Annotated in this window: 16 protein-coding genes; 11 read left to right on the top strand and 5 right to left on the bottom strand. The window is 33.3% G+C overall.

Annotation, left to right across the window (positions count from 1 at the left end):
* The first annotated feature begins 3 nt into the window (after nt 1-3).
* The 11 genes from GCQ56_RS15460 (at nt 4) to GCQ56_RS15410 (ending at nt 7,634) form a co-directional block, all read left to right on the top strand.
* Nucleotides 4-306, top strand: coding sequence for a hypothetical protein (locus GCQ56_RS15460; RefSeq protein ID WP_152735438.1), 303 nt, complete (start codon nt 4-6; stop codon nt 304-306).
* 5 nt (nt 307-311) lie between these two features.
* Entirely contained in the window at nt 312-656 is a 345-nt protein-coding gene (locus tag GCQ56_RS15455) for a hypothetical protein (RefSeq protein WP_152735437.1), read from the top strand.
* A 77-nt stretch (nt 657-733) separates the two neighbouring features.
* Nucleotides 734-1,351 carry a hypothetical protein gene (locus tag GCQ56_RS15450; protein ID WP_152735436.1) on the top strand — a complete coding sequence of 206 codons (618 nt, stop codon included), beginning with the start codon at nt 734-736 and terminating at the stop codon, nt 1,349-1,351.
* Nucleotides 1,352-1,443: 92 nt separating this feature from the next.
* Entirely contained in the window at nt 1,444-2,370 is a 927-nt protein-coding gene (locus GCQ56_RS15445) for a hypothetical protein (RefSeq protein ID WP_152735435.1), read from the top strand.
* Between the two features lie 84 nt (nt 2,371-2,454).
* A complete protein-coding gene (locus GCQ56_RS15440; RefSeq protein WP_152735434.1) occupies nt 2,455-2,667 on the top strand; it encodes a hypothetical protein in 213 nt (70 codons plus the stop codon).
* 179 nt (nt 2,668-2,846) lie between these two features.
* Entirely contained in the window at nt 2,847-3,416 is a 570-nt protein-coding gene (locus tag GCQ56_RS15435) for a hypothetical protein (RefSeq protein WP_152735433.1), read from the top strand.
* 113 nt (nt 3,417-3,529) lie between these two features.
* Nucleotides 3,530-4,642 (top strand): hypothetical protein, encoded by a 1,113-nt coding sequence (locus tag GCQ56_RS15430; protein WP_152735432.1) that lies wholly within the window; start codon nt 3,530-3,532, stop codon nt 4,640-4,642.
* Between the two features lie 76 nt (nt 4,643-4,718).
* Nucleotides 4,719-5,546: a hypothetical protein gene (locus GCQ56_RS15425; RefSeq protein WP_152735431.1), complete on the top strand. Its 828-nt coding sequence runs from the start codon at nt 4,719-4,721 to the stop codon at nt 5,544-5,546.
* A 44-nt stretch (nt 5,547-5,590) separates the two neighbouring features.
* On the top strand, nt 5,591-6,325 hold the full coding sequence (locus tag GCQ56_RS15420) for a TlpA disulfide reductase family protein (RefSeq protein WP_193323807.1): 735 nt from the start codon (nt 5,591-5,593) through the stop codon (nt 6,323-6,325).
* 66 nt (nt 6,326-6,391) lie between these two features.
* Nucleotides 6,392-7,078, top strand: coding sequence for a hypothetical protein (locus GCQ56_RS15415; RefSeq protein ID WP_152735429.1), 687 nt, complete (start codon nt 6,392-6,394; stop codon nt 7,076-7,078).
* A 7-nt stretch (nt 7,079-7,085) separates the two neighbouring features.
* Nucleotides 7,086-7,634 carry an RDD family protein gene (locus GCQ56_RS15410; RefSeq protein ID WP_193323806.1) on the top strand — a complete coding sequence of 183 codons (549 nt, stop codon included), beginning with the start codon at nt 7,086-7,088 and terminating at the stop codon, nt 7,632-7,634.
* 396 nt (nt 7,635-8,030) lie between these two features.
* Here the strand turns inward: GCQ56_RS15410 and GCQ56_RS15405 are convergent, their stop codons facing one another.
* The 5 genes from GCQ56_RS15405 to GCQ56_RS15385 all read right to left on the bottom strand — a co-directional run bounded on the left by GCQ56_RS15405 (nt 8,031) and on the right by GCQ56_RS15385 (nt 13,234).
* On the bottom strand, nt 8,031-8,888 hold the full coding sequence (locus tag GCQ56_RS15405) for a DUF4349 domain-containing protein (RefSeq protein WP_193323805.1): 858 nt from the start codon (nt 8,886-8,888) through the stop codon (nt 8,031-8,033).
* 127 nt (nt 8,889-9,015) lie between these two features.
* Nucleotides 9,016-9,537 (bottom strand): GNAT family N-acetyltransferase, encoded by a 522-nt coding sequence (locus GCQ56_RS15400; protein WP_152735426.1) that lies wholly within the window; start codon nt 9,535-9,537, stop codon nt 9,016-9,018.
* A complete protein-coding gene (locus tag GCQ56_RS15395; RefSeq protein ID WP_152735425.1) occupies nt 9,506-10,036 on the bottom strand; it encodes a GNAT family N-acetyltransferase in 531 nt (176 codons plus the stop codon). Before GCQ56_RS15395 ends, GCQ56_RS15400 begins: the two co-directional genes overlap by 32 nt.
* Nucleotides 10,037-10,046: 10 nt before the next feature.
* Nucleotides 10,047-12,281: an amylo-alpha-1,6-glucosidase gene (locus GCQ56_RS15390; protein WP_152735424.1), complete on the bottom strand. Its 2,235-nt coding sequence runs from the start codon at nt 12,279-12,281 to the stop codon at nt 10,047-10,049.
* A 239-nt stretch (nt 12,282-12,520) separates the two neighbouring features.
* A complete protein-coding gene (locus tag GCQ56_RS15385; RefSeq protein ID WP_152735423.1) occupies nt 12,521-13,234 on the bottom strand; it encodes a hypothetical protein in 714 nt (237 codons plus the stop codon).
* Nucleotides 13,235-13,290: the final 56 nt, after the last annotated feature.

The raw sequence follows: 13,290 nt of genomic DNA, 5'->3' as shown, positions 1-13,290 counted from the left end.
AGAATGATGAATAAATTGAATTTACTGGTATTAATCCTTTTTTGCTGTAGTATTTCGGCATGTGCACAAAAGGAATTTAAGTTAAAAGCTACTGCTTTAAGCGATACCATTGTAATGGGTAAAAGTGTTAAAGTACGCTTGAGTCTGGAGGGAATTGAGAGTGATATTTTTAAGGGCAGAGAAAAGACAGACAAAGATGTTTTGGATGGATTCTTTGGTGACTATCAGCAGAACCATGATTTTAGAACTTTTGTAACGGTTAGTCCTAATTCTTTGGGCAAAACAGTTTGGGTCCTTATAAAATAAAGTTGTTGGGAAAGGAATTTACATCAAACAAGGTGAGTGTGGAGGTGATTGAACAGCCCGAAGAGATATTTAAAATTGAAATGCCTAAGGAGGGTAAAGTTGGCGAGCAAATTACAATCAAGATAATTGGGAATTCGAATGGATCTTTCACTGCCTTGGATAAAGAGAATGAAATTTTTAAGGTACATGGTAGTTCGATAAGTACCAGCGTAACGGATGGTGTCTATTCATGTGTTTCGGAGTATACCCTTATTCTTAAGAAAAAGGGTGTGTTCGAATTTGATAGAAGTTTGTTTAAAAATTTACCGGATCAGATTAAACTGGAATCGGTGAAATTTGAGGTGAAATAGTTGAGTGAGGAAGTACAAAAAAGTGAATTGAATGCTACTTTAAGCATTAGTTCTTCAAATAGAGTTAAAAACAAAATATGAGAAAAAGCAAACTACTACTAATCCTACTGATGATATCGGGAGTATTGTGTGCACAGGAACCTGTGAAAGAAGTAAAGATGAAATCTTCTTACTCGTTAGAGAATTCAGATATTAATGATATTCTGCAATTTGAAGGAATTGAGTATTTGAAATTAAGTTTTGAAGGACAGGAGTTGAGAGATAAAAGCTTTCATTTATCGGTAAAGGAAATATGGGATGGAGAAGTAAGTTCGGAAAGTACCATAATGAATAGTGCAAACATTGGTATAGATCAGTTTTCGAAAATAAACGATACGATATTTCGAATGAAAATTATTTCGAAGTTAACCGATGATCACCAATTGAAAATGACCTTTAAGTTTCCGAGTTTTTCTACTACAAAAAAGTTTAAGGCAGTTGATTCGGATGATTACAGTTTGAGAAATGTGGCTGCTGTTACTGGTGAACAAATTAAATATGGGAAAAAATTCTACTTGCTGGCTTACATTTTACCTTACGAAAAGGATGGATCGAAATATTGGTGTGCAGTGGAAGGCAGCGGTAAGGATATTGAGAATTGGGGAAAAGAGTTTGGCATAAAACATTACCTAGTTTTTGAAATGATATTTGAGTAATACTTGAATAGTACATTGATGAATTGTACCAGTGAACGCCAGGTTTACGCATCAAATAAAAAAGAAATAAATAACTACTAAATATTATGAGAATGAAAATTAAAAGATTGATACTTGGATTGCTACTTGTTGGTATAATGACATCCTGTTCGGATAGTGATTCTTCGGAGAAAGATGTAGAAAAGATGCCATCTACTGCATTTGAAGAGTTGCTGGCGGATTTTGGATTGTTTAACACAAGTGTAAAATATGAAAGTTATTCCTTAGGAGTAGATACCAATACAGTTTATTTTAATGGTCGTGTAAAGGATAAGTTGATAATCAATGGTTTTAACAGAAAGAGTAAGACTAATATTTATTCCTACGAAGGTTTGGTTTTGGATACCATTATAGATGTTGATGAAGGTTATGGTGTAATTTCGAATCATCAAATTACTAATTTTTCAATCAATTCTATCCATAAGTACGGAGATGATTGTTCCTTTATTTTATGGGGATGGACGAGTGATGATCCGAGATGGGCTCAAAAAGCTGCATCTTGCGATTTGTATATTGTTTCTGGTCAGATGACTAAGACTAAAGTGACAAGTTCTTCTATACCGCAAAAAGAATACTATTTTAATATTGTTTCTCCCTGGTTCGAGAATGCTTTTATGGTTCAAACCTATTGTGATTTTGATATTAAATCGAAGTGGAGATGTTTTACAATGGATGGTGTAGAACATTATGAAGTTGATGGTAGATATATGGGTAATGATCGCATTCCAATTAATTTGGAGGAGTGTATCTATTTTAGTTCAAGCTTTAAACGAGTGAATTATAAAACAGGTAAAACTATATGGGAAAGTGAAGAACCTCTTACGGATTTGCCTGCAGATATCAGGATAGATAAAGTTGAATTTGAGCATACAGAAACTGATTTTGTTGTTTGCATCATTAATTATACTCTTGAGAATGGAATTAAGGGTGAAAGAAAATATAATGTTGATATAGCAACAGGAGCATTCACGAAGATATAAGAATAAAGAATAAGCAGGCTATGCATTTTCGATGTGTTATAGTCTGCTTTAAATCGTGAATTAGTAGTACTAAAAAACAGATTTATGGGACTATTCAAAAAAGAGGAAGCACAAAGCGTTGAGATAAAAGGGCATTCGTTGAAATGTTCGGTTTGTGGTGAAACGTTGTTTTACAAGAGAGAAGCACAACTAAATACTGCGGTGGCTTCTTTTTTCAATTTGGATTGGGCAAATCGTTCAGCTACCTGTTTTGTGTGTGCCAATTGCACGCATATTTCGTGGTTTCTAGGGGAGTAATAGTCTAACTAAGAATGGAAACGCTAGAGAATTCATTAGTGTGAATGGAACTTAATTTGTCGAGTGTCGCCTTTAGTGTCGCCAGAGGAGAAATGTTGATTAGTGAATGATTAAGAGAAAAATGATTTAAAGAAATAAACCCAAACCAATAAAATTATCTAACCCAAAAAATAAACAAAATGGAACCTAAAACCCAAGAAGAAAATCAAGTAGCCATGGAAGCTACATCCGAGCAGGAAGCTGTTTCTGCAGAAGTACAGATTGATGAAGGCAAACTAGAACGCTATCTGGAAGAATTAAAACTGGAGCAAAACCTACTGTTCGGCTCTCTATCGGGTGCTCTTGCTGCAATTATAGGTGCAGGTATTTGGGCTGCCATAACCATTGCTACCAATTATCAGATAGGATGGATGGCTGTTGCTATTGGTTTCCTGGTTGGTTTTTCGATGCGAATTGCCGGGAAAGGCATGGATAAAATATTCGGATACATTGGTGCAGCACTTTCTTTGGTTGGCTGTTTATTAGGAAATGTTTTTACAATTGTTAGTTATATCGCCACTCAGGAAGGCTTATCATTTATGTCAATACTTAGCCAAATTGACTGGAGTTTGGTACCATCGCTTTTAGTTGAAACGGGGAGCCCAATTGACCTGTTGTTTTATGGTATTGCCATTTATGAGGGATACAAGTTCTCTTTCCGTAAGATTACTGATGAGGAAATTGTGGCTAATGCCACTGTTAAAAGTTAGGACTAAAAAAATAGGCATTGTATGCAAACTTATGTCTTAGCTTCAAAAGGTTAAGAAACAAGAGAATGAGTCGATGTATCAGAAGAGTTTTTATAACAATAAAAAAATAAAAATTGAAACACTTTATATTATTACTTACTGTTTTTTTGATTACATATAGCTGTATCAAACCAGAAGAAGGTTTGGAGCAAAGATTTTTAAAATACACTTCTTGCGCAAATCAGACGGAGTTGTGTTTATGTGAGGACGATTTTGAAAACGCTAAAATGTACTTCGATTCTCTATTTCTGATTGATGTTAAAGTTCATGCAAGAGAGAAATACAATTTTGGAGTTTTGTCCTTAAAACTTGGCGATACTAGCCAAGCTATGAATGTTTTTACTGATTTGTATCAAAAGAATTACGCTAAGAAATATCCATTTATTAAAAAGTTTTCATCGGAATACTCAAATGTTGAGTCGATTCAAGAAGATGAAGAATTGTATAAAAAGTGTGATGAAATATTAAAGACGGATCAAATAGCCAATGGGAAAAAGTATTTTGATAATGAAGAGTATTTTAGGGTTGTAATGTTGAACGTAGGTAAAATTAAGCAGATACTAAAAGGTGTGAAAGACAATGAATATTCAAACTTTAGTATAAATACCTCAGCTTTGTATTTGCCTATAGTACACTACTATCAGTTTAAGGGTTTAAAAAAGAGGGTTTCAAAAAATTCATCCTTTGTTAGTAAGTTTCCTATTTACAAGCATCTGGAAAATAAACTAGTATATGACCAGGAGTTAGAGACTTTGTTGAAAGAATGTATGTTTAAAGGTAAATTATGTAGATATACTCTTGCTAATTTTCAAGCTATGGAAGGATTTAAAACTGGTAATATTGTTCAATATCAGTTCAATGATTATTCAGTGGTTAATAATCCTAAATATATGAAAGATTCAATAATTGAAATGCTTGATAGGAATAGGAAATCATTGTTTTTGGAAAGTTATTCCGATTATTTTAAAAAAGCCGTTTATACAAGTAAGATGGAGAATGAGGGAATGGTATTTCCAAAATTAATATTGGATATAGAGGATAGGGAGCAATATTATAAAGACAAACAGGCATGGAGAGAAGCTGCTAATTTTATAATTTGTTCTGTTTATGCGAATACTTTTCAATTTAATGATGATGAGCAGGCTAAGAATCAGGCTAAAAATCTTAAGGAGAGTTTTTACAATTGATATTAGAATTTTTATAGTAAGATAGATTCTGATTGAACTACGTTCAGAATTGTATTTAAATAAGGTGAATTAAATTATGAAAGCAACATTCATTTTTCTATTCTTAATGATTGGGCAATTCAGCTTTGCTCAGCAATACAATTCGCTTGTTATCGAGAAAGATAATGTAGATGGAAATAACAAAATATACAAGACAGGATCTGTTTTCGTATTCGATTACGAGATTGTGATTGATAGCGTGAAGTGGAAGTTGAAGACCAACAATGGAATGGCTTCGGCTTGTCGATTCGACCTGGTTGATGCTGATAAAGATTCCATTGGAGTTAATAAATTACACCTCTTGGTTAAACCGGTGATCAGTAAGGAACGAACCAATAAGAATCAAACAGAGATTCTCTATTTGGAAGATCCGGTGTTTTCATCCATATCCTCTACCGGATTGGTGGAGAATGAGCAGAATGTTTGGTTGCATCCGATGCGATCAGGCTTTTTTGGCGCCTTAGAAACCTGTCCTTTTCCTTACGTGAAATTGCCATTGCAAATGGGACAGGAGTGGAGCGATGAAATGAAGATTTCAAACTCCTGGAGTAATAAACTGTGGGGTGAATGGAGAGGAAAACTACGATTGATTTATCATTACAAAGTATGTGAGCAATGTAAGCTTCAAACGAGTATAGGTAGTTTGAATTGTTATGTAATTAAAAGTACTGCCATTTCAAAAATTGGAACTGCCATACTCAAGAGTTATTATTCTGAACAATATGGTTTTGTGAGAATGGAATATGAGATGGTAAGCGGTATAAAGGTAAATATTTGGCTTGAGGAGGTTAGTAGTGAGCATGATTTTACAAATATGCAAGCTGTATTGAAATATGTGAAAGAGCGTAAGGATGAAGATGTTTAATGATTATTTTTAAAAAGGATAGGGATTGCAAAATGAAGAAAAATATGAAAAAATTAATACTAATCAGCTTCTTACTTATCGCATGTTCGCACGCATTTGCTCAAGAGAAATTGTATAAGGAACTTGGGAAAACTCAACTTTTAACTGGTTCGGAATATGAGATGATGAAGCAGGTGAAGATAAAGAAGTTTGAGAAATCAGGTATGCAAATGAGTTTGGAAGAAACGATACTGGATTCGATTCAAAATGGTGAAACAATTGTTTATATATATAAGTTTGAAAGGGTATTAAATGGCATCAGGTTTTCTCCAAATGCATCGGCAGAGAAAATATACAGCCTGTTTGGTAAACAGTTTCCTGATTTTAGTCTGAAATCTCTTGATGGAGAAGAGGTGAGCTTATTGGAATTGAAGGGTAAAGTAGTATTAATGAACTTTTGGTTTACAGGTTGTGGTCCATGTATTAAAGAAATGCCTGCACTTAGCAGTATTCAGGAAGAATATGGCGATCAGTTGATTTGTTTATCCATATCATTTCATGATAAAAAGGAATTGGATCATTTCTTTAAAAATCACAGGTTTACTTTTAAGCACTTAACCAATGCCCGAAGCTTAATTGATAAGATTGGCATTACCGCATACCCAAAAAATATTATTCTTACTAAGGAAGGGAAAGTTCATCAGATTCTAGATGGTATTCATCAGCAACTTGATAAGGAAGGTAATGTTATGAATGGAGATGGAAGGGAGCTTGTTCGTGAGATAGAGAAAGTGTTGTAATCGTTTTTTAATTAGGAAGAATTTTATCAAAATTATGTTATTTTCACAAGTTAAGTCAGTAGGGAAATGATAAAAAAAGTGAGCTTAATTCTGATACTATTGTATCATGTGAATTGTGTACATGCACAAGATATAACCTGTAAGGTTTTACATGAAAAGATAGCTGGTGAATACGTTGGCAATTGTCAGAATGGATTGGCCAATGGAAAAGGAAAATCAAAAGGTGTAGATTCTTATTCGGGAATGTTTAAGGATGGGTTACCAAATGGGAAAGGTAAGTATGTTTACAGTAATGGAAATGTCTTTAAAGGATATTTTAAAAGTGGTTGTAAAGAAGGGAAAGGGAAGTTTGAATATACTGTAAATGGTAAAAAACAAATTTTGAATGGATACTGGAAGAATGATGAATATGTGGGACAACAAAAAGTTGATGAACCATATAGAGTAACGTTATCATCAGGAATTTTAAATTACAGTATCAAAAAAGTTGAAGGGCATGAAAGTGATCAAGTGATTCTTTTTTCAATAAAGAGTTCTATGACCGATTTTATGCCTGATGATTTAGAGATTCGTAATTTTAATGGTCAGATTATGCAATTGGGTAAAAAGTTTACAATTAGTCATTATCAGTGTCCGTTTACCTGTGAAATTAACTATAGCATAAAGACAGGGTTTAATCAAAGAAAAATGTGTCAGTTCATTTTTGATGTGAGTGAGAAAGGGAAGTATGAAATTGTTCTTTCCAACGATTAAAAGAATTATGGAAGATTCAATTAAAAGTAGAGTAAGTGCTATTCCAAAAGATCGTCGTTTAATAAGTATGTTTCTCGATCATGCTATAATGATTGGTATAATAGTTCCACTGATGATAATATTGGCTTTGATTGGAACAGAATATCCCAATATGATGAGCAATGAATTTGGAATTTTTATTTTTTATTCATTTGTCTTTCTTTATTTGAATAAAGATTTTGTTGGTGGAAAAAGTCTGGCGAAAAGAATAATGGGATTTCAGGTAATTGACAGAAAAACTGGCGAGAATGCAAGTGAATTGCAGTGCTTCGTTCGTAATTTGACCATTTGTGTTGCTTGGCCAATAGAAGTAATAATCTGTTTGATTTATCCTCAGAGGAGAATAGGAGATTTTTTGGCAAACACCCAAATTGTTAAAAATGAAAAATTGGGAGCAAAATCAATATTTAAAGATTTGAAAAGGTTGAAATTAAGATGGACTTATATTCTTATTGTTCTAATGGCTTTCGTTTATTTTTATTTGTTGGATCAAACGATGTCTGAGGATTCATTTTAGCAAGTTTTTTTAAGAATGTAAGAATGAAATTTGGTTTACTGAATCTCATTTTTGTTTGAGGTATCTAATCAATTTATAAAGGATAAATCCAATAAAAATCAAATTGATAAGATTCCAGGCTGCAAAAGCAGATGAAGATAAAATTTCAGAAGAAGTCATGCTCTCGTAACTCCAGTAAATACCTTTGCTTTCCTCATAGGAATCATCATAATTCATTAACATCATACCCAGTACAATATAAATTATCAGATCGAAAATTAAAATAAGAAAAGCAATTGAGATGTTAATAAGGGAGAAGAGTTTGTTCGTTTTCAATATGAGACTCATTTGCAGGTTTATAATTGTAGAATCCGAGTAGGTCAAATCATGATGTTTCAATCTACCCGGATATTTGTGTTATTTCGAAGAGTCTGTCTTTTTTAGTTTTTTTATTCGCCTTATTCTGCGGAATACATAAATTACTCCTGCAAGGATAAACCAGAATGGCCAAGCTTTGATTACAATTAGAATGAAATCAACAAATCCATTCCAACCCTTTGAGAAAGATTGTTTTAATCTTTCAGCGAAACTGTCACGTTCCGTTGGCTTGTATTTGTAATCCTTCTTTTGTGTTAAGACCAATCGAAGTGTGCTAAAGTTAACCTGATCGTTTAAGTATTTTAATTGACCTGCAGTGCTTTCTAGTTCCTCTTCCAGATTTCTTATTTTCTCCTGAATTTCGAGAATTTCTTTAATTGTTTTGGCTTTTGAAAGTAGTTCACGATACCTCTTTAAATAGCTCTTTTTATTGGTTAAACGAGCTTCCAAATCGATAAATTGATCGGTTACATCTCGTGCTGTAATTTCTTTGAAAGTGACATTGGCATTTCCAGATTCCAGAGAAGCAATAAACAGTTCGAAATGATTATTTGGGATTCTTAATGTTAAAATATAATTGAACTCGTAGGTTGAATTGTTGAATCTTTCATTGGAATAGTAAGCTTTATTTTGATGTAATAAAGAATCTACTTGTTGTTTTGAGGCGTGAATATCATTCACTTCCAGACTCATATTTCCATCTTTGATAATTTTTGCACTCGTGTTCTGTTGCAAGATGGGAGTATTTGGATTGGGAGCTGCCATGGATTTGGTTTGGCGTGTCACTGGAATCATTTCATCTTCAGCAGCAAATTCCAAACCTAAGGTGTTAGATTGATCGGTTTGACAACTACACAATAGTATTGCTGCCAATAGAAGTAAGATGGTGTTCTTCATAAATAAGTTTATTGATATGTAATCAAATATATTCATTTTTCATAATGATAACAAGAGATTCAGGCATCAAAACAAAAGCCGAAACTTTTCTGTTTCGGCTGAATTTATTTTAAGTATTGAGAATCAATTATAAATGTAGCCTAAAACCAAACACAGGCAATTCCTCCTGCATAAAATCCAAATCAAGAGAACGCTTGAAGCCTAATTTTTCATACATTTTCCAGGCAACTTGCATGGCTTTGGTTGAATGGATGATGACTTGAGCTTGTTTCAATTTTTTTGCTTTTCGGATGCATTCTAAACTTAGTTGCTTGCCAAGTCCCATTCCTTGTGCTTCAGGATCAACGGCTAATAATCTGAATCCAGATGCGTTTGTTTCCTGCGTAGCACTTCCACCAGAACCGTAATATTGCATATCGTTGAAATATACTACTGCTCCACCTATTTTTCCGTTAGCATTTACAGCTACTAATAGCTCGATGTGCGGATTCGTGGTTAATTCACCAATATTGGAAAGTATAGAATAATAGTTAGGTTGATCTTCCTGTTTCGGAAATCCATCCAATTGTGAGTAAACCTTAATCAGTAAAGAGCCAATGTGTTTGAATTCTTCTGGTTTAGCCTTTCTTATTTTGTAATTTGTATTCATTGTTTGTAATTTGATAGTATCTGGCGTTCTCGAAGCCATGGCAAGTATCATTTTTCCAAAATTTCATACCCAGTTTTTCCAATACTTTTATGGAGGCAAGGTTATCGTTTACAGCTCTGCCAATAATCTTTTCAAAACCCAAATGATTGAAACCATAATCAAGACAAGCCTTTGCAGCTTCACTTGCGTATCCTTTGTTCCAATGATTACGAAAAATTCTAAATCCAAGATCTATATGCAACTCCTCATTTAGTTTTAATCCGCACCAGCCAATAAATTCATGATCTAATTTTGTAATCATTGCCCAGCGACCATAACCATTGATTTGGTAATCTGTATAGTTCGAAAGAAAAAGTTTGGCTTCCTCTAGAGATTTAAAAGCTTCATCCCCCGTGTATTTTACGACTTCAGGATCGGCATTTAATTCGAACATGGCTTTTGCGTCTGAGAGTATGAATTCTCGTAGTGTAAGTCTATCTGTTTCCAAAATTATTTTCATGGAATATTGTTTATTCTTTTCTCAATAATCTGATTTTGTCTATTCTTATTTTATCAATTTTTTCATTCATGTTCTTGTTGAAATCCTCATAACTAATTTTAAAAAAATTGTTCCCTTTTTTTAAATCAACCGTAAAGGAATTGGTGTAACCATAGTTGTTCCAATTGTTTTTTCCTCTTTGTGGGAATACAATACTTCCCAGGTACCCATTGTTTAGCCAAAAACTTCTTGTGCAACACTTGTCTCCATCGTTGATAGGACCGTTACTATTGGCATATAAAAAGCTAATGTTATAAGTTCCAATTCTAGGTGCTTTTACTTGAAAATAGTAAATACGATTGTCCTTTTTGTTGAATTCAACGTAATTTTTTTTCCTGTGAATAAGGAAATCTTCAGCTTCTAAAAATTTTTGATAGCTTGATGTAAACAATTTTAGAGGCTTGCTGTAAAAAGATGAATTTCCCATGCTATCTATCGCTTGAACCATGAATTCTACTGGTTCATTGAATTGGACTTCAGACATGTAGGTGTCTTGTGTTTTTAGAAGTAATTCTCCATTTTGATATACTTTATAATGATCTGCTTCATCAATTGCTGTCCAATTTAATTGCTGATCTTTGTAAGTCAGAACAGGGGTTCTTGGAGCAATTATTGGTTCGCTTGTTTTAAATGAAGATTTAGGCGCAATTATGTTGTTCATCATTATGGTAATTTTATGATGACCTTCTAAATCTTTAGGAACAATTGCAGTTCTATAGTGTGTGCCGTCTAATTTGTATGATGCTATTTTATCTCCAAAGCCTAATACTTCAATATCAAGAGTTGTGTTACGATATTTTAATCCTGTTAGTTTTTGTCGACCTTTAAATTCCCTTGGAATAAATGGATGGAATTCCAATTGGTTCTCTTTGTAATGTAAGCCAAGTAGAATTTTATAATAGTTTGACAATAAACCGGTAGAGCTTTTTAGGTGAGCATCCTGGTTTTTCTCACTGTTTTTAAAATCACCCGTAGTCATATGAAAGTACTCTTTGTTGGTAAGGAAAAGAGCAGTAGATCTTAAACTAGAAGACAATCCCCAGTGAACAGCTTCCATATTATTGGTTTGGGCAGCAGCCTGATTCCAAAAGGCTTGTACAAAGGGCCAGATTGCATTGTTGTGATAGGTAGGAACATTTGCAATTTGTGGAGAAAAACAAGAAATACCATAAGCGCTAACAGAAGTGTTGTTTACGATAGCAGTTTTTCTTTCCAGCGGTATAATGTCCCATAAAACAAGCATTGCTTCTCCTAGATTTTCTGATTTTTTGGAAGCGCTTAAATGATCTGATTGATAAAGAAATTGTGAGTAACGATTTTTATCAGTAAGCCAGAATTTTTGCTTAATACTGCCTTTTAAAGCATGGCTTACGTGCTCGTATTTCTGAGTATCCTTACTCAATATTTTACCCATCTTAATTAAAACTTTCAGGCTATTGTAATGAATTGCCTGTATGTTTAATGAGTAGGATTCTGCAATATCTTTTGGTTCCATCCAGGCAGGATAACTCTGTTCTCTTTTGTTTAAAAAGCTTGCTTCTCCTTTAAAGAGATGATTTTTATAATCCCAAATTACATTCAAATCATCTTCAGTAGAATTCTTGATGATAAAATATGCTTTTTTTAACCAATCTAAATCGCCAGTACTTAAATACAGTTCCCAGGCAGCTGTTGACCATATCATTCGATCGCTACTTATGGGCCATGAACCACCTGTTCCCGAGTTTTGAACGATTTTGCCATGTTTAACTTTATTTAATAAGTTTTTCATGGCAATTTTTGGATGTGTTATTGCCATGGATAGTATGGTTGCATATGCCAGATCACTGGTATTGGCAGCTTGTATTTTTTTATTTGATGTAAAGATAGTGTCATTAGAAATAATCATTTCAGATTCATCTAAAGCTAACTTGTAAAGTGCATTAAGTAGACTTGAACTACTTTCGTACTTTGGCAAACTGTCTAGGTTCTGACTCAATTCCCAAATGGTTTCATTGGATTGAGTCGAAATTGGATAGTTAGATTTTATAGATTCATCATTAATAGCGATAGCAGTGAGATCACCTTGTTCAACCCGGTTGGGGTGTAAGGAGAAATGTTCCGATTGATATAGTATTTGATTGTCTGGATTACAATTAACGAGAAATAATGGCAAACACAGCAATAAGCTTAATCGGGGAATGTATTGGTTAGGGTTTTTCTTCATGAAAATCAAATTGGAATACGATTTAAAATTAACAATTCAATCATGAATAAAAAGCAAATCTTTAAAAGGTTTTGGTTTTCATTAGGAGGGAGAAAAAATAGAATGTTGTTCTGTGAAAGAAAAAAAGCGACGCTAGTCGCTTTTTCTAGTGGGTATTATCAGTTGTATGTAGTAATTGAGATTACTATATTAAATTTAGAAAAAATATTTAATATAACAATAAAATTTATGAAAAATTATTATTGGAGTGTTGCATTTTCCATAATGATATCATAAGTGTAACCAGCTCCAAAGTCTTTGTTGATGGCTATTTTGCCTTTAATTTCAATTGTTTCTCCCACAGATACAACTTCTTTGCTTGTAATGGTTAAATCAAATTCTCCATTGAAATCTGTTCCATCCTGAATGTGAATCCAGTTTTTACCCAATATATTTTTGTTGAATTTTGCCACCTTACCTTGTACAATAATATCTTTTCCTTCAAATTTATTTTTGTTTTCGAAGAGTTCGGACAAATTAGTAACTCCAGCTTTAGTATTCATTTTTACTTCAATTTTTTTAGCTGGATTTTTCATCATAGGAGAGGTGCTCATTTTTGTTTCTCCCTGGATTGCTTTTCCTTGAATTGCTTGTTCAGAAATAGAATTAAGAAAGAATATAGAAGGGAAATCTCTGTTCAATTCCTTGCTGTGAAAGTTTTTCATCTCCAAGGCATCTGTATAATAATATGTTTTACCAATTTCGATGGGTTGATTGCGAATGGCTACCCAAATGTTATTTGTTCCATTGCTTCCATTTAAATAGGTATAAGTACTTCCTGGAATAGCTTCAGTTACCGTTATTTTATTGGTATTTTCAGGAATAGCATCATATTGTTTTTTTGCTTGTTCCGATTGACAGCTAGAGAATACAGCAATCAATAGGATCAAAAGAGTGAAGAAAGGATTTTTCATCGAAGTGTAATTTAATATTAAATGTCCAATTTAGTTATACGCATAACAAGATAATG

The sequence above is a fragment of the Marinifilum sp. N1E240 genome (genome assembly GCF_009295825.1).
Lineage (GTDB): Bacteria > Bacteroidota > Bacteroidia > Bacteroidales > Marinifilaceae > Marinifilum_A > Marinifilum_A sediminis.
This window is presented reverse-complemented; position numbering and strand designations above follow the sequence as displayed.

Coding starts and splice junctions, on each gene's coding strand:
- GCQ56_RS15400 (WP_152735426.1), bottom strand. CDS start 9,537: ATGAATACAAATTACAAAATAAGAAAGGCTAAACCAGAAGAATTCAAA.
- GCQ56_RS15435 (WP_152735433.1), top strand. CDS start 2,847: ATGGAACCTAAAACCCAAGAAGAAAATCAAGTAGCCATGGAAGCTACA.
- GCQ56_RS15445 (WP_152735435.1), top strand. CDS start 1,444: ATGAAAATTAAAAGATTGATACTTGGATTGCTACTTGTTGGTATAATG.
- GCQ56_RS15425 (WP_152735431.1), top strand. CDS start 4,719: ATGAAAGCAACATTCATTTTTCTATTCTTAATGATTGGGCAATTCAGC.
- GCQ56_RS15450 (WP_152735436.1), top strand. CDS start 734: ATGAGAAAAAGCAAACTACTACTAATCCTACTGATGATATCGGGAGTA.
- GCQ56_RS15395 (WP_152735425.1), bottom strand. CDS start 10,036: ATGAAAATAATTTTGGAAACAGATAGACTTACACTACGAGAATTCATA.
- GCQ56_RS15440 (WP_152735434.1), top strand. CDS start 2,455: ATGGGACTATTCAAAAAAGAGGAAGCACAAAGCGTTGAGATAAAAGGG.
- GCQ56_RS15460 (WP_152735438.1), top strand. CDS start 4: ATGATGAATAAATTGAATTTACTGGTATTAATCCTTTTTTGCTGTAGT.
- GCQ56_RS15410 (WP_193323806.1), top strand. CDS start 7,086: ATGGAAGATTCAATTAAAAGTAGAGTAAGTGCTATTCCAAAAGATCGT.
- GCQ56_RS15390 (WP_152735424.1), bottom strand. CDS start 12,281: ATGAAGAAAAACCCTAACCAATACATTCCCCGATTAAGCTTATTGCTG.
- GCQ56_RS15420 (WP_193323807.1), top strand. CDS start 5,591: ATGAAAAAATTAATACTAATCAGCTTCTTACTTATCGCATGTTCGCAC.
- GCQ56_RS15415 (WP_152735429.1), top strand. CDS start 6,392: ATGATAAAAAAAGTGAGCTTAATTCTGATACTATTGTATCATGTGAAT.
- GCQ56_RS15385 (WP_152735423.1), bottom strand. CDS start 13,234: ATGAAAAATCCTTTCTTCACTCTTTTGATCCTATTGATTGCTGTATTC.
- GCQ56_RS15405 (WP_193323805.1), bottom strand. CDS start 8,888: ATGAAGAACACCATCTTACTTCTATTGGCAGCAATACTATTGTGTAGT.